Below are 21,779 nucleotides of genomic sequence, written 5' to 3'. Positions count from 1 at the left end.
GCAGGCAGGGCCCGCCTATGATCGTGGTGTGATTCAACGAGCGTAGCGCGTGCTCAGGGCAGCGAACCGTCCCTGATCTTTCCTCAACTGCATTCGAACCCGAATGGGGTGTCGAGTGATCGATAAAGGACAGCAATCATGAAAATCGTCGTGATCGGAGGCACCGGCCTGATCGGCTCGAAGGCTGTCGCCATTCTGCGCGAGAACGGCCACGAGGTCGTCGCTGCGTCGCCCAGAAGCGGTATCAACAGCATCACCGGAGACGGACTCAACGAAGCGGTGGCCGGCGCGCAGGTGGTGATCGACCTCGCCAATTCACCGTCGTTCGAAGACAAGGCCGTGCTGGAGTTCTTCGAGGTTTCCACCCGCAATCTTCTTGCGGCTGAGGCAGCGGCGGGCGTCCAGCATCATGTCGCGCTCTCCATCGTCGGAATCGAGCGGACGCCGGAGAACGGCTATTTCCGCGCCAAGGTCGCGCAGGAAAAGCTGATCGTGAAATCCGGCATCCCCTACACCGTGATCCGCTCGACGCAGTTCCTGGAGTTCCTCGGCGGCATCGCCGAGTCGGGTGCGGATGGAAACGTCATCAGGGTGTCGCCCGGCCTGTTTCAGCCCATCGCGGCTGACGACGTTGCCGCGATCGTGGCCGACGTGGCGCTTGCGGCGCCGCGCAACGGCATCGTCGAGATTGCCGGCCCGGAAAAAGCGCCGTTCAACGAAATCATCGCCCGCTATCTGAAGGCCGCCGGCGATCCGCGCGAGGTCGTGAGAGACCCGGAGGCCCGATATTTCGGCGGCCTGGTCGACGACCAGTCGCTGGTGCCGTTGGGCGACGCGCGCTTGGGCCGCATCGGCCTGGACGAATGGCTGCGTCACTCGCAGGCCGGAGCCTGAAACATTACTGGCGTGCGCGTCGAATCCTGCCCGGGCGGCTCTCGCCCGGGCGCACGCATTTCAGAGCCGCCTTCATCTAACGCCTACCTGGCGGCCAGTTCCGCGCTACGATTGGTCGCCTCGTCCCGACATACTCATTCACCATCATGCGTACCATCCAGATCCTGCTTCAAACGACCATCCTGCCCAGCAGCAACGACTGGTCGATTGCGCGATTCAGCCGCCTCGCGGAATTGCTGCGGACGTATCGAGATCCCGAAGGGCGCGTGGCCTTCAATGTCGTTGCTCGCGACCGCGAGCGGCTCGGGGAGCCGGACCCGATTCTTTCGCGTCTCGATGAGAGCGAGTTCGACGAGTTGTGGTTGTTTGCCGTTGACGAAGGCGACGGTCTAACCTCGGAAGATTCCGAGGGAATCACGCGATTCCGACGCGCGGGCCGCGGCCTGCTGGTCACCAGGGATCACATGGATGTGGGCAGTTCACTGTGCACGTTAGGCGGAGTGGGCAAGGCGCACCATTTTCACACGCGCAATCGGCACCCCGACCCATCGCGACATGTGGCCGACGACCCGTTCTCGACCCACATCTCGTGGCCCAATTTTCACTCGGGCAGAAACGGAGACTTCCAGGAAATCACGATCGTGGGCCCCACACATCCCGTGTTGGCGGACCCCGATTCTCCCGGCGGCGCAATCCGGTTCCTGCCGGCACATCCGCATGAAGGCGCCGTCGAGGCTCCTGAGGACGAACCCGCCCGAGTGATCGCACGAGGCAAGAGCAAAGCAACGGGCAAGAGTTTCAATCTTGCAGTCGCATTCGAACCTTCGGTCCGCGGAGGTCCGGCAGTCGCGCAAAGTACCTTTCATCATTTTGCGGACTACAACTGGGATGCACGACTCGGTTGCCCGAGCTTTGTGAGCGAGCCTCCTGGAAACACGATGCAGAGCGAGCCGCAGGCGTTGCGCGACGTTCACCGCTATTCGGTCAACGTCGCGCTGTGGCTGGCTGGTGCGCTGTGAATCTGAAGCGGTTTGCGCAGATTCGCACATTTGGACTATCGACGTATGACGAACGCGCTTACTTCTCCGGCACCAGAACAGGCGCGCCCTTGTCCTTCAGAAGAAGCACGATGAACTTCGCCGGTTGCGTCTGGCTCGCGTTGCGCCCGACGGTATGGACATCGTTCGGCCCTTCGTAGAAGGTCTGCCCAGGCGTGAGCGTGACTTCCTTGCCGCCCTTGACCTGCATCACAATCGATCCCTCCAGCACATAGACGAAGGCGTGCGCATGATGCCGATGAACGGGATCGACGGAACCCGGCGGATAGGTCACGGTGATCATCAGCGCTTCCTTGCCGGGATAATCGTCGAGCGCCTTTTCCATCAGCGGCGCCACGACGGCTTCGGGCGCCGCCGCACCGGCCACGCCGACATGCGCAGCCGCGACGACGAGCATGGCGATTGCAGTGTTCTTTGGTGAAAACATGATGTGCCTCTCAAATAGCGCGCCCTGCCCATGCGCGACGAAGTTGGCAAGGAACGGAAGAAGTGGACGCTGTGGTGAACGCTCGCGCCTGGCGGATGCCGTGAGCGGCGATGAGCGCCACGAAGTCATCGTAGGCCGACGTGGTGTGGCGCGGTAGACCCGCGGATGGGATCACGGTGTTGTCCGGCTGGCACCAATCAGGCACAAGCAGGCGCCGGCAACGCGGGAAACGTATCGGCGGTTAGTGCGGTGCTCTGTGCGGTGCTCTGTGCGGTGGTTTGTGCGGAGTTTGTGATTTAGCCGCGCCAAACGAATAGCAGTTGGCACGGCGAATCGCTGTCACAAGAGTCCTATCGACCGCCCTCTGCGTCCTTGCGATGCAAAGACTTCGCCGGTATTAACGTCTGATCTGCGAATCTTCCATAATTCGCGATGAACTTCGACCCCGGCAATCATGCGGTTGCGGGTCATGTCTTCCAGCAGATCGACCATCAGATTCGCCGGAGACGGAACGGGGAACCAGCCATTATCGGATGCCTGAAATGCATCCTGAAACGACCAGTTCCAATCTTCAATGATGTAAAGACCGCCAGGGCGAACCAATGGGAAAAGCGTCTTGAACGACGTTTTCGTCTGCTCGTAAAAGTGCGAAGCGTCGTCTACCACCAGGTCCAGTTCACCGCCGAAATCTTCGTCGACGATTTGATGGAGTTTAGCTACGTCGTCTTGCGACGTCCCGTAGTAAAGCCTGGCGCGGCCGGCATTCTTCTCGACGTATTCATCGAGCGCGGGGATGGGAGTAGTCGATAACTCGAGAGCCGAGATCTTTTCGGGCTTTAAAAGCTGATCCAGAAAGACGAAGGAGCCGCCCTGATAAACGCCTAATTCAAGCACTTTTCGGCATTCTTCCGGACGAAGCGATGTGTAGTGCCCGAGGAAGTTCTTTGCCTTCATGAGAAGGAACTCATTTCGCTCCGACTTCAATTTGCTGCCACCGTGCTCATAATTCATGCGCAAGATGTAGCCACCCATCTCGAAGTCCGTCTCGCTCTTCCAATTCAGGTTATGCATGATCGATAAGTCTCTCTCGCGGATTCTCAATTAATGAATTAATCGCCTTCGCTGCAGATGAGCATCGCTTCGACCGCAGCGAAAACTCTACCACACAGGAAAGATTGTGTAAGGAGTATGGGCGAATCCGCCGCGAGGAGATGGGTGAAGTGCTGAAGTGGCGGCGGCGTCAATTGAATCGCAGACGCACGAGCCGAAAGCCCTGGTTCTCTGGTGCCGGGGACCGGATGGCCTGCCCTATACTGGGTAAGGCAGGGGACCACTTTAAGGGGACCAGTTTGGGATTTTTTCAAACGTCCGGCAAGTCTGTCAGTCACAGGGGGCCGAAATCTGGTCCGCGAATCAGGGCTGTTCACCCCACTTTCCCGGCATCGACCCATGAACTCTGGAGCGATTGCAATGGCAAGTTTTGAACAACATGGTAACAAGTGGCGCGTCGAGGTGAAGCATAAGGGCGTGCGGCAGAAGAAGACCTTCCCGACGAAGCGGCTCGCGATGGAGTGGGCCGTCGAGCGCGAACGCCAGCTTCACGGCGCCACAGCAGGCCGGATGGAAGACTGGCACACGGTGCGCGAGACCTTCGAGACCTATTCAGTCCGCGTATCGAACAAGAAAGGCGGCGTCAAATGGGAACAGAGCCGCATCGTTTTCTTTCTCGAAAACAATCCGGACCTCGCCCGCAAGAAGCTCGTCGACCTAACCTCGAACGACCTGGGTCTGTGGCGCGACCGTCGCCTCTCGGGCGACCCCGCGCGCAAGATTGCGCCCGTATCCAACTCCACGGTCGAGCGGGAGATGAACCTGCTGTCCAACATTTTCCACACAGCGCGTCGCGAGTGGAAGTGGATCGAGAAAAGCCCGCTTTCGGATGTCCGACGCCCACCCGCCACCCTGCCGCGCACCCAACGGGTTGACATGGAGGCCATCGAGCGCGTGCTCCTCGCCTTGGGCCATGTCGAAGGTGACCCGCCCGACACGACCTCGCGACGGGTGGCGTACGCGTTCCTCTTCGCGCTAGAGACAGGTATGCGCGCCGGTGAGATCCGCACCCTAGCGTGGCCCTGCGTCCACTTTGACGGGAAGTACGTCCATCTCCCTAAGACCAAAAATGGTGCGCCGCGCGACGTGCCCCTCACCGAGCGGGCGGAGGAAATCTTGCGCACCATGGAGAAGGCCAAGGACGAGCCTGATGACTCGGTGTTCCGGCTCTCGGCGAACCAGATTGATGGGAATTTCCGCAAGGCCAAGATTCGCGCCGGGGCCGAGGACGTACATTTTCATGACACCCGCCGCGAGGCGCTGACCCGCATGTCTGAGGTGTTGAGTGTGATGGAACTAAGCAAGGTAAGTGGTCACAAGGACATCAACATCCTTCAAAACGTTTACTACGCTCCGAAGGTTCAAAAACTTGCTGACAAATTACGAGCGAAACGCGCGTAATCCGGCGTAACCGTCCCAAACCCTCGCTTCGCGGGGGTCTTTCGCCTAGTTCTTCCACCCTACCGAGCCATTGGCACAAGCAGCTGCAAGCAAACTGGACGCACTGCCTTTATCAAATCCGACTGCGATCGCGCCATGGATAGCAAGCGCTTCGTCGGAGGTGGGGCCACGATGACGAAAGTCCACATGCTTACCGTCGTTCGACAGCCGTTGGCGTGCCCTCTTCGCCTGGCCAGCGGACGTTCGTACGCAGAATAGACGTGGCCAGCTGTGGCCGGTATCATTTGATGATACAAACACATTCGATGCTGTAAGGGAGTTTCACATGGCATTTGTCTTTGGGCGGCACAAATTCAATCTGCATGCACGGTCGTGCCGCGAGTTTCGCCAGGATTTGAACGCGCTCAATGATGGTCTGTGGCTTCGCATAGCCTTAAAACCGGTTTTCCTTAAACATCAAAATGGCCAAGCAAAATACGAGTGATCTTCTCGAAAATCTTAAAAGCCTTAATGCCCCTCAATTACGCCGCTTGTTGATTGAACAACTGACAAAGCAGAAACTCGGACTATATTGGGAGTCTGATGCAATTGAGCGCGATGCAGCACTTAATGCGGATGTCGTGCTGCCTCGATTAATTCCGGATGCTAGCCACACGCCTACCGGTACCAATCACCACCGCAATTTAATTATCGAAGGCGACAATTTTGACAGCCTCCGTTTGCTGCGTGCTACTCATGCGGGCAAGATTCGAGTTATCTACATCGACCCGCCCTACAACACAGGAAATAAAGACTGGGTCTACAACGACAAATTTGTCGGTGCCAATGACCGCTGGCGGCACAGCCAATGGTTAGAGTTTTTGTATCAACGCCTGACGCTGGCGCGCGACCTGCTCACCAGTGATGGTGTAATTCTAGTGTCGATTAATGACGAAAATCGTTCACGGCTGGAACTGCTGATGGACGAGGTATTTCCGAGGCGTAGAGCTGGAAGCTTGGTCTGGCGGACCAAAGATACAGGTAATGACCTTAGCCAACGTTTCAGCCACGTGCACGAACACGTACTTGTCTATGCGAACGCAGGTTTTAAATTCAACGGCCGCGCTACGAGCAAGCATAAGTTCCGAAATCCAGATAAAGATTCTCGCGGAGATTGGTCGCCGCAGCCATTGACTGCAAACAAAACTTTAGTAGAGCGTCCGAATACCTATTATCCAATTCAGAATCCAGAAACCGGTTACTGGTATCCCTGTGATCCAGACAGTACTTGGCGGTTTGCATCGGAGAAAGAGATCCGCAAACGCCTAGACAATGAGGAGGTCGCTATACAGGCCGCGCTCGGGGGGTTGCGAAGCGACACCATAGAGCAACTTATCGAAAAAAAATTAATCTATTTCCCACCTTGCTCATCTAGCGAGGTCATGCAATTCGACACCAAGCAAGATTTGCTAAACGCGATCTCGAATGGAAAAGGCCCAACTCTTCCCAAGAAAAAAACCCCTTTACTTCGTGAAGATTTGCCCGATTTAGACTTTTGGGTTGGAAAGCCGATCGCCGCTGGCCGACCTTCACGCAAAGAACTTTGGACGTCGAAACCAGAGTCGGAGCGCCTAGCCCCACTAGGTAGCTGGATCGCCGGCATGAACGAACAGGTTGATGCATTGGAAGAAGACGAGGACGATGAACCCGTAGTATTACGTAGCGCTCGGGGCGGTGTTGCCACCGACGAAGTAAAAAATATTCTTGGGTCCAAGGCGTTCCCTTATCCGAAACCGATATCGCTCATTAAAGGCTTGTTAGCGCAAGCCACAACTCCTGGCGACATAGTCCTAGACTTCTTCGCAGGTAGTGGCACGACCGGCCAAGCTGTACTGGAGCTCAACGCTGAGGACGGTGGCCAACGTCGTTTCATTCTGTGCTCTAGTACCGAAGCGACTACGAAGGAACCTGCCAAAAATTTGTGCCGCGATGTGTGTGCCGAACGTCTTCGCCGGGTAATGATAGGTTATCGTGACAAGCCGGGCTACTCGGTCGCCCAAGGCGGCGAATTCGCATATCTGCAACTCGACAAAATTGAGGCTGCGGATATTGCCTTTGACGGCAAAGCACAACACGCCGTCTCCTTGCTTTGTATGCGTGAAGCGGCGATAGCGCCTATTTCCGTAGAGGACGCGGAAATTCACTTGATAGCGAAAGGTGGCGACTGGCTCGCAGTGTTATGTGCGCAAATTGAACCCGAAACCGTCGATGCACTTGCTGCTTTACCGTCCGCCTACGGCGTGACTCGGCTTGCCGTATACTGCCCCCGTCCCAAGGCGCTGGCGGGATTGCTGACTGATCGTGGCGTCGACGCTAATACATACTCCATTACCGACGCCCTTTTAGAAGGTCAGGTTAGTAACAACACCAAAGCAGTGGACATAGTCCCAGAAGGGGCATCGGCATGAATATCATCGATAGCACAACGACAATGATTCGTCCGCCCGTCGCGCCGATGGCGATCATCCAAATGCCGGCGCAAAGCGCTGCAGTCGAGCCAGAGCGATTCCAAAGCGAATTGATCAACGGCATGACCCGCGCTTTGTTGCGAACGCCATCGCCGCCATGTTTGCTGCGCGCACCTACCGGCTCTGGGAAAACGTTTGTCATTAGCCAAGTATTAGAAAGAGTCAGCAAGGAGCGCGACGTGTTGTGGTTCTGGTTCGTGCCATTTGTTACGCTGGTACAGCAGACCGAGGATGCATTGCTTGCAAATGCTACTAGTCTGGCGCCGTGTAGTCTAAACGCCGGCCGCAACCAAGAAGCTCATAGAGGTATGGTCCTGTTATCTACTGCACAAGGAGTGGCACGGGCGCAGTGGCGTACCAAAGGCTACGACGCGGACGGAGACGACGACAGCCGTACCCTTGCTGCATTTGTAGTGCGTGCCCGTGCTCAGGGGCTACAAGTTGGTCTCGTGGTTGATGAAGCACATATCGGCTTGGACAAAGGCACCGAGTTCGGCAAGTTCGCACACTGGCTCAAAGCCGACTATCTTGTGATGGCTACGGCCACACCAAAAGATGAGCGCCTCAATGAATTTTTGACTAACGCGGGCTATAGCGCTCAGGTAAGTTTTGCCGTGGGGCGTGACGAGGTCGTTCAAGCGCGGCTTAATAAGAAATACATTGAGGCGGTGGTTTATAGCCTAGGTAACACCATGGCTCACATTACCGATCTGCGACGCACCGTTCTCCGTCAAAGCTGGCGGCGTAACGTCAAGATAAAGCAGACTTTGGCTGCGTCGGGCGTCAACCTTACACCCCTGCTGCTTGTCCAGGTTGCAAACGGCGACAAGACCGTGGACGACGCGGCGGACGATCTTATGCGTTTCTGCGGTGTTCCGCCCAGCGCGATTGGCCGACACTCTTCGGATGATCCAGACCCCGTATTGATGGCAGCGATCGCCAACGACAGCAGCAAACAGGTATTGATTTTCAAGCAATCTGCCGGCACTGGTTTTGATGCTCCTCGCGCCTTCGTACTGGCTAGCACCAAGCCCGTAAACGACGCTGACTTCGCCATGCAGTTTATCGGACGGGTGATGCGCGTGGCGCGCCCAGTTAGGGATGCGTTCGGCAGACCGGCGGAGATTCCAGCCGATCTCAACACCGCCTTTGTTTATTTGGGCAACGCGCAGGCGCAAGCCGGTTTTGAGTCGGCAGTGAAAGCCAGCGTCCAAGTAAAGAGCCAGTTAGAAGGTCAGACTGAAAAGCTAACCACTCGGCAGACTATTTCCGGGGCGGTCGTGTATAGCAATCGGCTTACAGACCAAGAGCCTGTGGCATTTGATATGCCTCTTCCAGAATATCCGGAGGTGACCGCGCAAGATTTAGCGATGGCCGCTCTCGCCGGCTTGGGAGGGCAAGGGACGCTATTCAGTAGTGACGGTGATCATCACGGGAACAACATTGATTCAGACAATTCGTTGGATAGGTCAATTGGAATTCTGGACGTTGCGCAACCAGGTCCGCCTTCCTCACTGCGTGTCCGTCCGACGGAAATTAAGACGCGTGAAGATCTCTTCGCTGAGTTCGGCAGGAGGGGATTACGAGCCTATCCGCGTAAGGAGAATCTGTCCCAACTAGGACGGAGCCTGAAAACAGAGCTGAAACCCGAGCTAGGCGATATGTCTGAAATTTCGCGCGCGGTGGCATCAAGGCTCCTGATATCTGATGGTCTGCGTGCAACGGCGGTCAAAGCTGCATTCAATCGTATCAAGGATACCGAAAAGCATACAGAGCTGACGACTGGCGAGGGCTATACAGAGGAAATACAAGTTTTTACCGACCGCAGCGCATTGGCTCGCTCAGCAATGGCGTCTCTGCGCGCGTTACCGCAAGCAGAGGAGGAAGACTATGTATTAATAGTTGAGACAATCGCCAGCCGGTTACGCATCGCAATTGATGATGAAGTTGAAAATCTGGACGTGCAACCAACTGAGGCGGAGCGTATTCGCCTAATGCGTGATGCTGCGCACTGGGTCGTTCTTAAAAGCGCGCAGGAACTTCGGGAGGGCATGTTTAGTGAAATTGCGAAGCACGCCAAGCTTATTGATGCCGAGCCATTGCCCGATGTGATGTTGTTTCCTGAAAGCATCGGCCTGGAGTTATCTGCAAAAAATATCTACGGCGTCTTACCTCCGACACGGGAGGCCGGAGAGCGGGTGCCGAGAGAGGTGCTGATGGATGACCGCCAATGGTTGGTTGATAAAACCTATGCGCTCTCGGACGGCGAATTTAGCCAAGGGCATTTTGACGGCACGTGGTTCGGAAACAGCTTGGAGGATTCATTTTCGCGAGCCCTAGATAGTGCGGAGTATGTCGTTTGGTGGCATCGCAACCCGCGCAACAAGCGGTTCGCTGTCCGGGTAGTTCGCGCCGAGCACGACAATTATTTCTACCCAGACTTTGTCGTCTGCGTAAAACATAATCCTGCCGATGGGCCGATGCCTCGCTTGCTGGAAACCAAAGACGATACAAAAGACGCCGCCCGCAAATCCCAACATTCACCGGATTTTTATGGAAAAGTGCTGTTTCTCACACCTGACGGAGATCGCATGCGTTGGGTGAACGATGACGGCAGCTTGGGTGAGGTCTTGGACTTTGACGATATGCAAAGCGCACTGCATAGACTCGCTGCGACCCGGCCGATTGGGAGAGCTATGCATGAATAGTGTGAGCACGTGATGATTGGCGTCAGACGCTACCCATCGCACTGTGTTCCCTTGCGAGATCGAGTTCGAGGTAGCGCGCCACGGTCACGGTATTTCTCGACCCACTCTATTACCTCGGACGCCCTGTAAAGCGGATGCGCCCGCCTCGTGCCATTTGCAACAGGCAATCGATAAGGAGCAGGAAAATCCGGCAAACAGATCACCGCTTGCCGTGTTTGAGAGACTGTCCGATTTAGGTACTCCGCAATGTGTTCAACGGTCCACAACTTGACGTTTAGCGGGACAGCGCGATTTATACCCGCACACACCGCCGTCGCGATCGCATCAACGACTTGCTGCAAGGAATTTGCGTCCCCTGTTTCATTCATGACGGCCTCCACATGCGTGCCTAGTCGCTAGCCGAGTTTTCGCGTGAACCTCAGTCGCTGAAAAATTCGGGAGTTTCGTTGAGTTCCTCGTTTCTGAAGTCTTCAGCGATCGAAGCGGGCTTTACCTTGCGGTGACTGAGCAAGGCCACGGGGGAAACTAGCTGCATGGGCGTGTGCGGTGCAATGCCCGTGCGATCGAAACTCCGCTCACACTGGGCAACGACCTTCACGTTCAGTTGATGGCGCTGCGCGATCACGCGCAATGCGAAGGGCCACTCAAATGGATGACGGGCGTCGTGCATCTCCTGCAGATCGCGTAGCAGCGGCATGTGCCGGTAAAGAACACGTGCGAATGCTGCGTGCTCGGACTCGATCAGGCGGGCTGCGAGGTCGCGCACGCCGAGGAACTCCAGCGACCTCTCGTAGACTTCATCGGGAATGATCCAGCCGATTGCGCAGCGCTTACCGTCCATTGCGCGGTACAGACACTTCACGCCGTCGAAAGCTGTCGCGCGGGTGCCCTGACGCAGCAGGTGCCAGCCGATGACGTCGAACACGTCTTGCTTGCGAAGTGTGCCGAGCGTTGTTGTGGTGATTCGCATGATGGAACTCCTTACGAACAGACCGAAAAGATGGAAAACAGCCAGCGCACGATGGCAACGATACCGGCGAACGAGCCGAGGATCACGAGGACGATCACGCCGACCGACGCCAGCCCGACAAGCCCTACGACCGCGCGCGCAAGCGGCGGCATCTGGCCGAGCTTGCGCGGCTCATTCATCGCCTTCTTCCTCGTCGGTGTTGACCGCGTTCGTCATGTCGACGGTGGCGGGCACCTCATGCTTGAGCAGGCCGACGAGCTTTGCCGTCTCGTCGGGCGTGGGTAACACCTGCGCACGCGCCACGCACGCGCACGTGCCGCCTTCCTTTGCGGCGAACGTGAGCTTGCCGAACTTCGTCTCGCTGAACACGAGGTCACCCTTGCCGCGCCCGTTGCCCAGATGCAGGTGCAGGCCGACCGATGCGAACTCCCCCGCCCACTTCTGCGTGCCGAGTTGCGGATAACGCACGTGCGTCAGATGATCCTGATCGGTACCCGGCACAGGCATGTTGCGGTCTTCGGGCGCAGCGTAGAGTGCTGCGCGCAGGCCGTCGCCTAGCGAGTCAAGATAGTGGTTCGGCACATCAAAACCGATCTTGATATCGACGGCAGTCTTTTCCTCGTCGCCGTGCAGTTCGCTTCGCACGTTCAGGTGCAGGATTTTCACCGGGTGCTTCTGGAGGGCAATCATCTGGTTCTCCTGTGGATACGGCAAAGGTCAGAGCGACGCGCCGAACTGGCGCGCCTCGATGTGCAACTGCTCCAGCACCATGACTGCCACAAGCTCCGGCAGCATCGCGAGTTCCATGTTGGCATCGAGCATCGCCTTAAAGCCCGCGTAGAACGCGATGCGCATCTCGCGCAACTGCGTGGACGTAGAGTCGGGCGCGATGCAACCCGCGCGAAAGTCGAGCCAGCGGTCGTCGATCGTTTTCATGGCGCGTCCTCGTCGAGGTCCGCCATACGTGAGCTATAGAGCGCACCGAGTTCGGTGCGCTGCTGCGCGTCCTTGACGTGCCGGATCAGGTCAGCAGCGGCATTCGCGTCGTCAGGGTTTGTGGCCTCGTTAAGCGCCTGGGCTACCTCGGCATAGGTGACTACGGCTGCGTCAGTTTTCGTCGGGGCGTCGGCGGCACGTGGGGCCGCTGTGGCGCTTGCCGTGGCGGCACCGGCACCGGGCTTCGCCTTCGCTCCGGCTGGCGGCGCGTCCTTCTTTTTCGTCCCGGCCTTCATGCGCGACTTCACGCTGGCGGTGCGCGAGCCTTCGGCGGCAGGTGCGCCCTCGGCCTCGGCGGACGGCGCGTCGCCCATCTCGAACCACTCGGTCGGCTCGCTCATCTCGTCGCGCAGGCTTGCGTAGATGCGCTTCAACGTGACGACCTGCATCGGCGTGATCGAGTCCAGCCGCCTCTGGATGCGCTTCTCGATGTGCTCCTTCGTGACGCCGAACGGTGCGAACGCTTCCACCATCTTTGCCATCGCCTCGGGGCTGGTGTCGGCCTTCGCCTTGAGTGTCACATCGGCCTGCTGCATCGCGGCCTCGACCACGTCGCTCGGAATGACCGCTTCGAGACACGCACGCACGCGGCGCTGCGCCTGATTCGCGCATAGCTCGTAGCAGTCCCTTTCGTCTTTGAGGACATAGCCACCCTGACGGGTATCGCGCCAGTGCGGCACGATGAAAGAGATGCGCTTGCGCGTGCGGGTCTGCAGATCGACCGCGACGGCCTCGACCTCCGAGTAAGGAATGCCCCGCGCATCGACGCCGCGCGAACGCTCGCGCCACGCCGCATCGATGTTGCCCCACGCGGCGGCGATCGCTTCGAGCGACTTGATGCTTGCGCCGCGAATCTCGGTGCCGCCGCGTGAGTACTCGTACTGTGATTTTTCTGCGAGCAGCGGACGCGTGAAGGCGAGCAGGATGCGATCCATCGCCTTGACCTCGTCGCGCGGGAAGCGCTCGGCCATCGTGTACACAACCTGAAGGTCCGCGAGTTCGCGACTCTGGTCCTGCCGTGCGCCTGCCGTCTCCGGGACCGCGCTGCGATTCGCGAACGGCGATTCGACGAGTTCATTCATTACGCTGCTCCTTTCTTCGCTGAAAACCGGAAGTCGAGATAGCGCATGGCCTCGACCTCGTATGCCTTACGCTCGATGACCTTGCGGGTATAGCCACCGCCGTTCGGCAGCAGACCCACCGAAGCCGGACCCATCATGTGCAGCAGGCGTGCGCGCGCCGCATCGGACCCAACTTTCATGAGCTTTTCCTGCTCGTCGAAGTCGAGCTTCGCGTAGTGCATCGCTTCGGCCTCGGCTGGCAGATGGATGGTGGTGCCGTCGCTGCCCGGGAATAGTTTCTTCAGCAGGCCGATCGCGGTCGGATGCTGGAAGTCGAGCGGCGGCGCTTCGTTGCGCTCGACGAACTTCCAGAACTCGGCCTCGCCGTCCACGATCATGTCGATCATCTCGGGGTCGCGCTCGACGTGATAGACCTTGAGCGTGTTCCCACCGACGCAGGCTGCGAGGTGCCACACTCCATAGCCCGACACGGCGAGATAGTGGTGACACTGCATCAGGTACTCGAGTGGCACCTGATCGGAGTGCTCTTCTCCCCATTCGCCAAACTTGAATGCAAGGCCATCGACGTTCTTGCACTCGAGGCCCTCTCGCTTTCCGTCGATCGTGCGGTCATAGGAGGCCAACATAAATTTATGTGTCGCGTGCTGCGCGATGCGGTTGTGTCTGCGCAGCTTCACGCTGTAGCGCTTCGAGTACATCGCTGCGATTACGCCTTCCATCGCCTTGCCGAACTCGATACGCTCGATGCCGTCCAGCCCACCGGCATTCACGAGGTTTGCATTGCCGACCTTCTCGTGGAATAGCTCGAACATCGTTTTGCGACGGCTCTGGCCGAGGGCCGCTGCCGCATCGCTGCCGCCAACGCCTCTGCGTCGTTCTTCAAGCCAAGATTCACGCGCATTCATTCTGCAGCCCTCCTTGACGGGTTCAATGTCAGACCATGCGCACGCCGTGAAGGCGTGAGATTGCGACGCGCGGTTCGGCAAACTGCCAGCGCTGCGACCACCACTGACGGCGCAGACCTTTCGGGATCGTGCGCAGCACGGCGCGATACGCCATCGGGCTACGGCTTGTAAAGCGATAGCAACTCATTGCGGGTCCTCCTTGCGCAACGAGCGGCCAGCGCGCTGCAACGACCGCTCGACCTCCTGCAACGACTTGACTCCGAACCCCGGCATCTTCAGGAGGTCGGATGCGCTGCACACGCACAGGTCGCCGACGCGGAAGATGCCCGCCGAGGCGAGACGGTTCGTGACGCGGAAGTTCAGGTCGAGCAGGTCCAGCGGCGCGTCACTTTTGATCGCTGCGACGGGAGCGTTCACAACGGCCTCCGCGTGCGCACGTGAGCGCACCAGCTTCCGTTGCCCAGATCGCGCAGCACTTCGCCCACCTCGGGGCATTGCTCGACCGGCAGCACGTTCTTCACGTTGAGCGCGGTCGCGAGCACCGCGTCGTGGTCTGGACCGGTCACGATCACGCACGGCGCGCCCTTATCGTCGGTGACCACATCGATATACGTGGCACCGGTGATATTTGAAAAATACAATTGCGCGTCCATATTCATTTGTATTTTGCGATTGACCGGGATTTGGCTTTTTTAGAATTGTCGATACCGGTTCGCGACGCAAGACGGTGATAAGACACGGGCCGCGAAGTTAATAATTTTTTAAAATGGAATTTGTTTTCCAAACTGCTTCGAGAGTGATCCAAAAATCCGAAACACGAAAACCTTGCTAGATATGGAATAGAGGTCAATCCGCGCCCCAAGCGCGCCCGGGGTGCGCCCCAACTGCGCCCCAACTGCGCCCCGACCGCGCCCCGACCGCGCCCCGAAAAGCCTCAAACCCTAATCGGGAAAACACCTAAAAATCGTTGGCGCGACAAACCGATCCTCTGTCACAGGAATTTGATCAGTTCAAAACCCTTGTCGCGCCGGGCAAAGAGGCCAATCCGCGCCCGAGCCGCGCCAGGACTCGCGCTGTTGCCTGTTGGCAATCGGATCGGGGCGGGTCTACACTCATCGAACGTCGGGCAGGACCGCATGGAGCTTCGACATGGCGCGCAGGACGGTGAACGTACCGCAGCAGCTTCTGGCGCTGCAGAAAGCGATCGAGATCTGTGGATCGCGACGGGAGCTTGCGCGTCGTATTTCGCTCTTCAGTCCCTGCACCTCGGGCCGGATCGACATGTGGTTCAGCCGTAACACGGTGGTGCCGATCGACGCTGTGCCTTTCGTGGCGGCGGCGGTCGACGGGCAGGTCTCGGTCTACGAGTTATGCCCTGAGTACGCGGAAGGCTGGCGGGTGCTGCGCGCGCTCCTCCTCAATGAGCATCGAGAGCCGCAGGAACAGGAAAGCGCATAAAGGCTTTACCTGAAACTAACTAGAAAGTTTCGATTGCCGCGATTAGCACAGGCGCGGGATTTTTGCGTCCATTCATCCTGAAAAAAAGCACCGAAGAGCTAACTCTGGTGCCTTCAGGTCTTTGCAGAATCGATTTACTCGGTAAAGAGGACGGCCAAAAATATCACGATCGTATGGGAAAGGAACCGGAGATGCTTTGAAGCCGGTATCAGAATCGGTTTAATGAGGACATGAAAGTGGATTCCGATATCTTCTTTATCGAGGGTACTGAGTTGGGATCGCTGAAGGAGCATCCTCTCTGTGCTTTCGTGCCCGCAAGTGCGGGCGTGGCCGTGCGTGATGCGATCGCGCAGCCGGTCGTGCTGCTCGACGCCATGATCCTTGACGGACGCGCTCGCGTTCGCGAGGCGAGGCGCCTCGATCTTGCCTGCCCCTGCCGCGTCTTCGACGCCGTTCGCGATGAACATCCGGTGTTGCTGGTCACTAACGAGGCCCGCGAGCATCCGATGACCACCGCGCAGCGTGCCGTCATGGCGGCCCACTTCGTCAACCTGATCACGAGCAGGCCCGCGTGGCTCGACAGCTACGACCGTGGACTCGCGGATCGTCTGCGCACGCAGCGCGGACGCGCGCCGCTGCTGCTCGCGTGCGGCATCTCGACGCGCACCTACCAACGCGTGCAGGGCATCCATGACAACGATTTGCTGCAGGCCGTGGCCGACCAGCGTGTGCCGCTCCGGCTCGCGCTCGGTATGTGGCATCTGTCGGCAGCAACCCGCCGCCGCCTGCTGAATCTACCTCGCGGCGAAGGGCAGAAGGTTTCCATTGAGCACGCAACCAGTCGTGCAAGGGGCCGCAGGCGGCAGCTTTACCTTCCCGGGATCGATAACGCTCGCGGCGAACGCGTGCTCGCGTGGACGTCCGCTCACGAAATCGCGCGCTACACGGTCCCGGAAGCCCAGCAACCGTGGCCCGCCGCGCGGAACAACTCCGACGCAGCAGAGCCACCAACCGGAGACAGCAATGAATGACAACGTGAAGGTCACGATCACAATCAGGGCTCCCCAAAGCGACGCATGGATCGCCGCGTGTCGTGCGCTGCGCGCTGCAGGTGGTCGCCGGTTCCTCGTCGGAGCACGCCCCGCCGATCCCGACGCAATCCGCAAGGCGCTGGCGAATCTTGTCGTGGAGGACCGCGATGCGCAGGCGCGCAGGCTGCTGGTCGTGCGCCCGCTGCCGTGCGATCGCCAGTGAGGGTGACCTTGCCATGCCACGCGCCCGGATCATCAAGGCCGAGTTCTTTCGCAACGAGGTGCTCGGCCATCTGCCTCCCATCGCTCGCCTGACATTCGCCGGTCTGTGGACGCTTGCGGATCGCGAAGGTCGTCTCCAGGATCGCCCCGGGCGAATCAAGGTTGACCTGTTTCCGTACGACACGGTTCTCACCGACGAAGAGGTCAACGGCTACCTCGAAATTTTCGACCGCTGCGACCTGATCGTGCGTTATGTGGTCGACGACGAACCGCTGATCCAGATCGTGAAGTGGCGCAAACATCAGCGACCGCATCCTCGTGAGGTGAAAAGCGATCTTCCCGAGCCTCCCGAAAACGCCCGTCAGACAAGGAATGAGAACCTTGGTTCGTCCAAGGCTAATCCAAGGTTCGCCAAAGGCGAGCAATTACAGTCGGGTTCTTCGGAGATCTCGGAGTTCTCGGGTTCTTCGGAGATCTCGGGTTCTTCGGGTTCATCCCGATCCCGCTTCGCGGGGAAAACCCCTTCGTCGAGTTCGCGCAAAAAACGCGCAAACATCGACCGCGAAGTGGTGGCAGGGGTTTTCGCCTTCTGGCAAAAAACCATGAACTCACCCCGCTCAAAGCTCGACGAAAAACGCGAGAAGGCGATCCGCGACGCGCTCGCAATGGGCTACACACCGCACCAGCTTGGTCAGGCCATACGTGGATGCAGCCGCACGCCGCACAACATGGGCGACAACGACCGGCACCAGCCATACAACGGCATCGCCCTGATCCTGCGCGACGCTGACCACATCGATCGTTTCATCCGCAACGATGAAAACCCGCCCGCGAAGGTCAACACGCTGGTCAACGGTGTCGCTGCCCACAACGAGGCTGCTGCTGCGGCCTATCTCGCACGCGACGGCAACTCGCTGGCGGGCGATCCGATGACCATCGATATGGAGCACTGAGCCATGAAGCCGACCGACAAGGCCGAGTTTGTCAAGCTGCTCACCGTCTGCTATTCGACCGCATTGCGCCCGCTGCCTGCGCCTGAAGCGATCGACCTCTGGCAGGCGATTCTCGCGCCGTATCCGCTCGAGCAGGTGCGCGCTTCACTCAATGCGCACATGCGGTCGAGCCGTCAGGCTCCTGTGCCCGCTGACGTGCTTGCGCGACTGGAGCCGAGTGGCGACTTGCGCCCGCAGGCCGACGAGGCATGGGCGATCGCGCTGAAAGCGCTCGACGAACGCGAGACCGTGGTGTGGTCCGACGAGATCGCGCAGGCGTGGGAGATCTCTCGCGCGCTCGCTGCAAGCGACGAGACCGGCGCGCGCTTTGCGTTTCGCGCCGCGTACATGCGCCTCGTCGACGAAGCTCGTGCGCACAATGTCCCGGTGCGTTGGAGCGCTTCGCCCGGTCACGATCCGCAACGGCGCATCGAGGTCGTTGAAGCTGCCGTGCGTGCGGGCTATCTTGCGCTCGACGATGCGCGCGCTGCCGTGCCAGCATTGCCAGCGCCGGAAGCAACACGCGATGCGCCTGGTCCCGCGCAGACGGGCAGTCGCGAACGTTTGCGCGAACTCGTGGGCGGCATCCTCGTCGCGCAGCAGCGCCGTCTCGTCGGGCAGCGGGACGCTTCACCGCGAGCAGCTGATGCCACTGCCGATCGCAAGCGTGAGATCGCGCAGCAGGTCGACGCATACGCTGCCGCACACGGCATCCGCCAGCGCGAACCCGGCGACGATGACGAGGTGCCAGCGTGAGCGCCGCTACCGGTGAGCTATGCGCGGCCTTCGGCTGCCCGATGATCGCCGCGATCGGAGTGGCCGGTCACTGGTACTGCGCCTGTCATTGGCGTGAACCTGTCGCCTCGTTCGATGCGATCACAGCCGAGCTTCACCGGCAGCACGCACTCGTCGACGCGGCAAACGGCATACGCCGCTCACGAGCAGGCTATGTCGCGATCCGCGATGCCGAGAATGTCCTTATCGAGATCACGCATGCGCTCGGCCAGCAGTACTCACTTAGACCGGACATCGAGGTTGCGGACGATGCAGACCATGCGTGTCCCGAGCATGAAGTCGAGCTGTGAGGACCGAAGGCATGCGAATCGAATTCACGATCCTCGGTGAACCGGCCTCGAAGGCGAACAGCCGCGAGATCGTTCCGCGCAAGGTGCGCAGCAAGCGCACTGGCGAGATGGTCACGCGACCCATGAGCATCAAGAGCGACAAGGCTCGGGACTACGAGACCGCGATGCTCAAGCAGATCCCGCCAAAGGCCCGCCAGCGTCTCGAAGGCCCGGTGCGGGTGTGCATCCGCATCTGGTACGCGAACGGGCGCAGCGATCTGGACGAAAGCGTGATCCTCGACTGCATGCAGGATCGCTACGTCACGCGTAAGTCGAAGCATGGCGACGTGCGGGAGCTTGCGCATCGGGGCATCTATCGCAACGACAGGCAGGTCAGGCTCAAGATCATCGTCCACGCAATCGATCGCGCGAACCCTCGCGCCCACATCATCGTCGAACCGTTTCACGCGCAGCAGATGGCGCTGGCGCTCGACAACACCCTCGACCCTTTCGAGATCTTCGCACCATGAACCGAAAACACCTCACCAACCACGCCCTCGCAGCACGCCTGCGTCTATCGCACGACAACGAGCGCCTGCGGGAAGCACTCGCTCTCATCAGCGATATCGCGCACGGCAGCACCACGGCCAACAGCCTGCCGAACATCGCCCGCATCGCACGTGGCGCGCTCACGACATCGACGCCGCCCGACAACTTCGTCGACGTGGAGACAGAGGTATGAGCCACCGCTGCCGCTGGCCGGGATGCACCACAGTCGTTGCCAACGATCTGTGGGGCTGCAAGGCGCACTGGCGAGCGCTACCCGACAGCCTTCGCGCGTGGATCGCGCGCGCGTACCGGCAAGGCATGAGCCATGATGCACATCCCGCCGCCAGCTACCTGCGTGCCCACCGTGCTGCCGTTACATTCGCAAGGGAGATTGATCGTGGACGCAATTGACCGGCTGCTACTCGATTGGCACGAGTGGCAGCTCGGGTATGAGCCTGTGCGTGGTTATCCGTCTGATGCCGTATTCGGTGAAGCCTTCCAGAGCAGCAGGCAATGGATGGACATTGATGACCTCAACGAAGAAGTCGAAATGCGTCTGCGAGAAAACGTCGGGCGCGCCATCGATCCGTTGGTGATTGCACTCGATGTGCGGCTGCGCATTGCGGTCTCAACAGCCGTGCGCAACCTCTACGCGGGCACGTCAGCGTGGGTCAATCCGCGATGGCCCGCCACGCAGGACGCCGACTACGCCCGCGCAAAAGCGACGCTGGCACCGCCGCTGCTATCTCACGGACTACTTGTTAGGGGAGACCTTGCGGCGCTGACGTCGCGCGGTCAATAGAAGCGTTCATAGTCTGGACCAAGATCAGACATGTTTGCTAGCTGATTTAGAATCGCCCGTCCGTCCCGCAACAACGATTCTGTGCGCTCGGGACTGTCCCATTGCTCACTTCCGTGCTTCCCGCCATGGAAAAGATTGTTGCGCGCTACCCGTAAGAGCCGACTAACTCGGTCAAGCTCCGAAAGATCCTCAGACAGTACAACCATCTTCCATTGAAGCTGAACACCGGGCCCTACCACTTGACGCATAGGAGGCTTGGCGAGCAATCGTCTCGCCTCATCTGAACTTTCGTACTGCTTTTGCCACTGCTCGACAAATTTGGCCCAACCAGGCTCCGCATTTGAACCGGCTATTCTGGTTTTCAGATAGCCGCACTCCTTCAATGCAAATTCGAATCGAGAAAACCAATAGAAGAACTCAAACGCCAATTCAGAAAGTTCGGAGGGGATGTCTGTTCTTCTCATACCAGATCTCTGGTGGCGTTCCGCCTTTCCAACGGGATCGCTCGGGCTGCCTTAACGTGACAGCCGTTGCTTACTCAACCGAATTTACCTTCTGTAATGTTGTAGCGACAGCACTTTACTACCTGACGCTTTGTCGAGCGTCTGTGCCTGCGGCGCGACCATCACGAGTAGTGCTCTCTTCAGTCTCACCGACGAAGCAATCTGATCGAGTGACATACCGAGCCGATTTGTCAGAAGCGTTAAGGCGCTGTCAAATAACTCTGGGGTCTCGTGAGGGATTTGTCCATCCTCACGCTCGACGTAGCGCTCACCTTTCGCGAACAGATGTCCTATCAAGGCACGTTTGTACAGATCTTCAGAAAGCATGCCCAACTGTCTTGCTCGATAGAGAAGTGCTGCTTTGCTCACTCGCCACCGCATTTTCATTTCCGAAAGTGCGATCCAATTGATCTGAGTACCACCGCGCAGGGCCGGAAACTCCTTCGCAAACGAACTACGAGGTAGCAAAAACGCCGAAGCAAAGCGATTGGCTTCCGCCTCGGTGGCCTTATCTCCGGTCGGTCGTCCTACGTGACCGACAAAATGACCAATCTCATGCGCGTGGTCGAATCTCACCCGGCACGCAGACGTAGAAGCGTTATTTGTGACAACAATCGGCCTTGGTGCTGCGATCGACAGGGCATCAATGCCTCGTCCCGCAGTTTCGAATGTCGTGACAACCGCCCCCGCTTTCTCAACTACACGAACCATATTACCGATTGGTCCGACGCCCAGGCCCCAATGCGCTCGGCATTTTTCCGCTGCTCGCTCGGCTGCTTCTGCAGAATCGATCTCATGCTCAGGGAAATCTACTTGAGGCAGTTTGAGTGCGCCGTCGATGAAGTCGACAACGCGCCGGAAAAGCTCGCCCGTGGCCATAGCCGCTTGCTTGTCGGTAGGCTTAGTGCCCATCAATTTCCGAAAATGGAAAGAATCCTCGGGCAACGCCTGTTTGCTGCCAACACTGAAAAATTGCGGCTCAACATTAAGAAAACTTGCCAGCGCCTCCTCCAGCTGAGGCGTCGGCGCATCATTACCGGCTTCGAGGCGCTGAATATATTGCTTGGACTTTCCTACCGCGTCGCCCACGTCCGCGAGCG

At 58.8% G+C, this 21,779-nt stretch carries 26 protein-coding genes; 14 read left to right on the top strand and 12 right to left on the bottom strand.

The window, feature by feature from the left end; all coding sequences use genetic code 11:
- Positions 1 to 138 precede the first annotated feature (138 nt).
- Together BGRAMDRAFT_RS22885 and BGRAMDRAFT_RS22880 are read left to right on the top strand one after the other, a co-directional pair.
- Entirely contained in the window at positions 139 to 894 is a 756-nt protein-coding gene (locus BGRAMDRAFT_RS22885) for an SDR family oxidoreductase (RefSeq protein WP_006051218.1), read from the top strand.
- Between the two features lie 146 nt (positions 895 to 1,040).
- Positions 1,041 to 1,913: a hypothetical protein gene (locus tag BGRAMDRAFT_RS22880; protein WP_006051217.1), complete on the top strand. Its 873-nt coding sequence runs from the start codon at positions 1,041 to 1,043 to the stop codon at positions 1,911 to 1,913.
- Positions 1,914 to 1,971: 58 nt separating this feature from the next.
- Here BGRAMDRAFT_RS22880 and BGRAMDRAFT_RS22875 read toward each other — a convergent pair whose 3' ends face one another.
- Both BGRAMDRAFT_RS22875 and BGRAMDRAFT_RS22870 read right to left on the bottom strand, forming a co-directional pair.
- Complete coding sequence (locus BGRAMDRAFT_RS22875) at positions 1,972 to 2,379, bottom strand: cupin domain-containing protein (protein ID WP_006051216.1); 408 nt, start codon at positions 2,377 to 2,379, stop codon at positions 1,972 to 1,974.
- A gap of 339 nt (positions 2,380 to 2,718) precedes the next feature.
- Entirely contained in the window at positions 2,719 to 3,411 is a 693-nt protein-coding gene (locus BGRAMDRAFT_RS22870; RefSeq protein WP_232292340.1) for a class I SAM-dependent methyltransferase, read from the bottom strand.
- Positions 3,412 to 3,849: 438 nt separating this feature from the next.
- Here BGRAMDRAFT_RS22870 and BGRAMDRAFT_RS22865 point away from each other — a divergent pair, with 438 nt between their 5' ends.
- From BGRAMDRAFT_RS22865 to BGRAMDRAFT_RS22855, 3 genes are all read left to right on the top strand, one after another.
- On the top strand, positions 3,850 to 4,890 hold the full coding sequence (locus tag BGRAMDRAFT_RS22865) for an integrase (protein ID WP_006051214.1): 1,041 nt from the start codon (positions 3,850 to 3,852) through the stop codon (positions 4,888 to 4,890).
- Between the two features lie 461 nt (positions 4,891 to 5,351).
- A complete protein-coding gene (locus BGRAMDRAFT_RS22860; RefSeq protein WP_006051213.1) occupies positions 5,352 to 7,337 on the top strand; it encodes a site-specific DNA-methyltransferase in 1,986 nt (661 codons plus the stop codon).
- Positions 7,334 to 10,105 carry a DEAD/DEAH box helicase gene (locus BGRAMDRAFT_RS22855; protein ID WP_006051212.1) on the top strand — a complete coding sequence of 924 codons (2,772 nt, stop codon included), beginning with the start codon at positions 7,334 to 7,336 and terminating at the stop codon, positions 10,103 to 10,105. Before BGRAMDRAFT_RS22860 ends, BGRAMDRAFT_RS22855 begins: the two co-directional genes overlap by 4 nt.
- Before the next feature lie 418 nt (positions 10,106 to 10,523).
- On the opposite strand, the gene BGRAMDRAFT_RS22850 is transcribed toward BGRAMDRAFT_RS22855, so the two are convergent.
- The 8 genes from BGRAMDRAFT_RS22850 to BGRAMDRAFT_RS22820 form a co-directional block, all read right to left on the bottom strand.
- Positions 10,524 to 11,030, bottom strand: a complete 507-nt coding sequence (locus tag BGRAMDRAFT_RS22850; RefSeq protein ID WP_157140646.1) for a hypothetical protein — start codon at positions 11,028 to 11,030, stop codon at positions 10,524 to 10,526.
- Between the two features lie 56 nt (positions 11,031 to 11,086).
- The gene (locus tag BGRAMDRAFT_RS34645; protein ID WP_006051210.1) at positions 11,087 to 11,254 is read right to left on the bottom strand and encodes a hypothetical protein; all 168 of its coding nucleotides are present in this window, start codon (positions 11,252 to 11,254) and stop codon (positions 11,087 to 11,089) included.
- Complete coding sequence (locus BGRAMDRAFT_RS22845) at positions 11,247 to 11,765, bottom strand: hypothetical protein (RefSeq protein WP_006051209.1); 519 nt, start codon at positions 11,763 to 11,765, stop codon at positions 11,247 to 11,249. The genes BGRAMDRAFT_RS34645 and BGRAMDRAFT_RS22845 overlap by 8 nt, the downstream gene beginning before the upstream one ends.
- Positions 11,766 to 11,792: 27 nt before the next feature.
- Positions 11,793 to 12,011: a hypothetical protein gene (locus BGRAMDRAFT_RS22840; protein WP_006051208.1), complete on the bottom strand. Its 219-nt coding sequence runs from the start codon at positions 12,009 to 12,011 to the stop codon at positions 11,793 to 11,795.
- Positions 12,008 to 13,153: a hypothetical protein gene (locus BGRAMDRAFT_RS22835; RefSeq protein WP_006051207.1), complete on the bottom strand. Its 1,146-nt coding sequence runs from the start codon at positions 13,151 to 13,153 to the stop codon at positions 12,008 to 12,010. The genes BGRAMDRAFT_RS22840 and BGRAMDRAFT_RS22835 overlap by 4 nt, the downstream gene beginning before the upstream one ends.
- The gene (locus BGRAMDRAFT_RS22830; RefSeq protein ID WP_232292339.1) at positions 13,153 to 14,139 is read right to left on the bottom strand and encodes a YqaJ viral recombinase family nuclease; all 987 of its coding nucleotides are present in this window, start codon (positions 14,137 to 14,139) and stop codon (positions 13,153 to 13,155) included. Before BGRAMDRAFT_RS22830 ends, BGRAMDRAFT_RS22835 begins: the two co-directional genes overlap by 1 nt.
- Positions 14,140 to 14,241: 102 nt before the next feature.
- A complete protein-coding gene (locus BGRAMDRAFT_RS22825) occupies positions 14,242 to 14,475 on the bottom strand; it encodes a DNA-directed RNA polymerase subunit alpha C-terminal domain-containing protein (RefSeq protein WP_006051204.1) in 234 nt (77 codons plus the stop codon).
- The gene (locus tag BGRAMDRAFT_RS22820) at positions 14,472 to 14,699 is read right to left on the bottom strand and encodes a hypothetical protein (protein WP_157140645.1); all 228 of its coding nucleotides are present in this window, start codon (positions 14,697 to 14,699) and stop codon (positions 14,472 to 14,474) included. The genes BGRAMDRAFT_RS22825 and BGRAMDRAFT_RS22820 overlap by 4 nt, the downstream gene beginning before the upstream one ends.
- A gap of 508 nt (positions 14,700 to 15,207) precedes the next feature.
- Here BGRAMDRAFT_RS22820 and BGRAMDRAFT_RS22815 point away from each other — a divergent pair.
- The 9 genes from BGRAMDRAFT_RS22815 (at position 15,208) to BGRAMDRAFT_RS34635 (ending at position 20,176) form a co-directional block, all read left to right on the top strand.
- A complete protein-coding gene (locus tag BGRAMDRAFT_RS22815) occupies positions 15,208 to 15,516 on the top strand; it encodes a YdaS family helix-turn-helix protein (RefSeq protein WP_006051202.1) in 309 nt (102 codons plus the stop codon).
- Positions 15,517 to 15,752: 236 nt separating this feature from the next.
- Positions 15,753 to 16,547 carry a hypothetical protein gene (locus tag BGRAMDRAFT_RS22805; protein WP_006051201.1) on the top strand — a complete coding sequence of 265 codons (795 nt, stop codon included), beginning with the start codon at positions 15,753 to 15,755 and terminating at the stop codon, positions 16,545 to 16,547.
- Complete coding sequence (locus tag BGRAMDRAFT_RS22800; RefSeq protein WP_006051200.1) at positions 16,540 to 16,770, top strand: hypothetical protein; 231 nt, start codon at positions 16,540 to 16,542, stop codon at positions 16,768 to 16,770. The genes BGRAMDRAFT_RS22805 and BGRAMDRAFT_RS22800 overlap by 8 nt, the downstream gene beginning before the upstream one ends.
- 13 nt (positions 16,771 to 16,783) lie before the next feature.
- Positions 16,784 to 17,722: a hypothetical protein gene (locus BGRAMDRAFT_RS33285; protein ID WP_052303211.1), complete on the top strand. Its 939-nt coding sequence runs from the start codon at positions 16,784 to 16,786 to the stop codon at positions 17,720 to 17,722.
- 3 nt (positions 17,723 to 17,725) lie between these two features.
- Positions 17,726 to 18,517 carry a hypothetical protein gene (locus BGRAMDRAFT_RS33280; protein ID WP_006051198.1) on the top strand — a complete coding sequence of 264 codons (792 nt, stop codon included), beginning with the start codon at positions 17,726 to 17,728 and terminating at the stop codon, positions 18,515 to 18,517.
- On the top strand, positions 18,514 to 18,846 hold the full coding sequence (locus BGRAMDRAFT_RS22785) for a hypothetical protein (RefSeq protein WP_006051197.1): 333 nt from the start codon (positions 18,514 to 18,516) through the stop codon (positions 18,844 to 18,846). Before BGRAMDRAFT_RS33280 ends, BGRAMDRAFT_RS22785 begins: the two co-directional genes overlap by 4 nt.
- 11 nt (positions 18,847 to 18,857) lie before the next feature.
- A complete protein-coding gene (locus BGRAMDRAFT_RS22780; RefSeq protein WP_006051196.1) occupies positions 18,858 to 19,355 on the top strand; it encodes a RusA family crossover junction endodeoxyribonuclease in 498 nt (165 codons plus the stop codon).
- Positions 19,352 to 19,567, top strand: a complete 216-nt coding sequence (locus BGRAMDRAFT_RS22775) for a hypothetical protein (RefSeq protein WP_006051195.1) — start codon at positions 19,352 to 19,354, stop codon at positions 19,565 to 19,567. Before BGRAMDRAFT_RS22780 ends, BGRAMDRAFT_RS22775 begins: the two co-directional genes overlap by 4 nt.
- A 132-nt stretch (positions 19,568 to 19,699) precedes the next feature.
- Entirely contained in the window at positions 19,700 to 20,176 is a 477-nt protein-coding gene (locus BGRAMDRAFT_RS34635) for a hypothetical protein (protein ID WP_006051194.1), read from the top strand.
- Here BGRAMDRAFT_RS34635 and BGRAMDRAFT_RS22765 read toward each other — a convergent pair.
- On the bottom strand, positions 20,170 to 20,640 hold the full coding sequence (locus tag BGRAMDRAFT_RS22765) for a hypothetical protein (protein WP_044021721.1): 471 nt from the start codon (positions 20,638 to 20,640) through the stop codon (positions 20,170 to 20,172). The genes BGRAMDRAFT_RS34635 and BGRAMDRAFT_RS22765 overlap by 7 nt on opposite strands.
- An 84-nt stretch (positions 20,641 to 20,724) precedes the next feature.
- Positions 20,725 to 21,779: ImmA/IrrE family metallo-endopeptidase (locus BGRAMDRAFT_RS22760; protein ID WP_063825218.1), on the bottom strand; the 1,055-nt coding region annotated here is incomplete at its 5' end.

It is taken from the genome of Paraburkholderia graminis C4D1M, assembly GCF_000172415.1.
Classification (GTDB): Bacteria; Pseudomonadota; Gammaproteobacteria; order Burkholderiales; family Burkholderiaceae; genus Paraburkholderia; species Paraburkholderia graminis.
This window is presented reverse-complemented; position numbering and strand designations above follow the sequence as displayed.

Excerpts from the sequence above, each read along its gene's own strand:
- BGRAMDRAFT_RS22845 (WP_006051209.1), bottom strand. The coding sequence starts at position 11,765 with ATGATTGCCCTCCAGAAGCACCCGGTGAAAATCCTGCACCTGAACGTG.
- BGRAMDRAFT_RS22870 (WP_232292340.1), bottom strand. The coding sequence starts at position 3,411 with ATGGGTGGCTACATCTTGCGCATGAATTATGAGCACGGTGGCAGCAAA.
- BGRAMDRAFT_RS22815 (WP_006051202.1), top strand. The coding sequence starts at position 15,208 with ATGGCGCGCAGGACGGTGAACGTACCGCAGCAGCTTCTGGCGCTGCAG.
- BGRAMDRAFT_RS33280 (WP_006051198.1), top strand. The coding sequence starts at position 17,726 with ATGAAGCCGACCGACAAGGCCGAGTTTGTCAAGCTGCTCACCGTCTGC.
- BGRAMDRAFT_RS33285 (WP_052303211.1), top strand. The coding sequence starts at position 16,784 with ATGCCACGCGCCCGGATCATCAAGGCCGAGTTCTTTCGCAACGAGGTG.
- BGRAMDRAFT_RS22875 (WP_006051216.1), bottom strand. The coding sequence starts at position 2,379 with ATGTTTTCACCAAAGAACACTGCAATCGCCATGCTCGTCGTCGCGGCT.
- BGRAMDRAFT_RS22775 (WP_006051195.1), top strand. The coding sequence starts at position 19,352 with ATGAACCGAAAACACCTCACCAACCACGCCCTCGCAGCACGCCTGCGT.
- BGRAMDRAFT_RS34645 (WP_006051210.1), bottom strand. The coding sequence starts at position 11,254 with ATGAATGAGCCGCGCAAGCTCGGCCAGATGCCGCCGCTTGCGCGCGCG.
- BGRAMDRAFT_RS34635 (WP_006051194.1), top strand. The coding sequence starts at position 19,700 with ATGATGCACATCCCGCCGCCAGCTACCTGCGTGCCCACCGTGCTGCCG.
- BGRAMDRAFT_RS22865 (WP_006051214.1), top strand. The coding sequence starts at position 3,850 with ATGGCAAGTTTTGAACAACATGGTAACAAGTGGCGCGTCGAGGTGAAG.
- BGRAMDRAFT_RS22880 (WP_006051217.1), top strand. The coding sequence starts at position 1,041 with ATGCGTACCATCCAGATCCTGCTTCAAACGACCATCCTGCCCAGCAGC.
- BGRAMDRAFT_RS22860 (WP_006051213.1), top strand. The coding sequence starts at position 5,352 with ATGGCCAAGCAAAATACGAGTGATCTTCTCGAAAATCTTAAAAGCCTT.
- BGRAMDRAFT_RS22885 (WP_006051218.1), top strand. The coding sequence starts at position 139 with ATGAAAATCGTCGTGATCGGAGGCACCGGCCTGATCGGCTCGAAGGCT.
- BGRAMDRAFT_RS22855 (WP_006051212.1), top strand. The coding sequence starts at position 7,334 with ATGAATATCATCGATAGCACAACGACAATGATTCGTCCGCCCGTCGCG.
- BGRAMDRAFT_RS22840 (WP_006051208.1), bottom strand. The coding sequence starts at position 12,011 with ATGAAAACGATCGACGACCGCTGGCTCGACTTTCGCGCGGGTTGCATC.
- BGRAMDRAFT_RS22800 (WP_006051200.1), top strand. The coding sequence starts at position 16,540 with ATGAATGACAACGTGAAGGTCACGATCACAATCAGGGCTCCCCAAAGC.
- BGRAMDRAFT_RS22835 (WP_006051207.1), bottom strand. The coding sequence starts at position 13,153 with ATGAATGAACTCGTCGAATCGCCGTTCGCGAATCGCAGCGCGGTCCCG.
- BGRAMDRAFT_RS22780 (WP_006051196.1), top strand. The coding sequence starts at position 18,858 with ATGCGAATCGAATTCACGATCCTCGGTGAACCGGCCTCGAAGGCGAAC.
- BGRAMDRAFT_RS22765 (WP_044021721.1), bottom strand. The coding sequence starts at position 20,640 with ATGAGAAGAACAGACATCCCCTCCGAACTTTCTGAATTGGCGTTTGAG.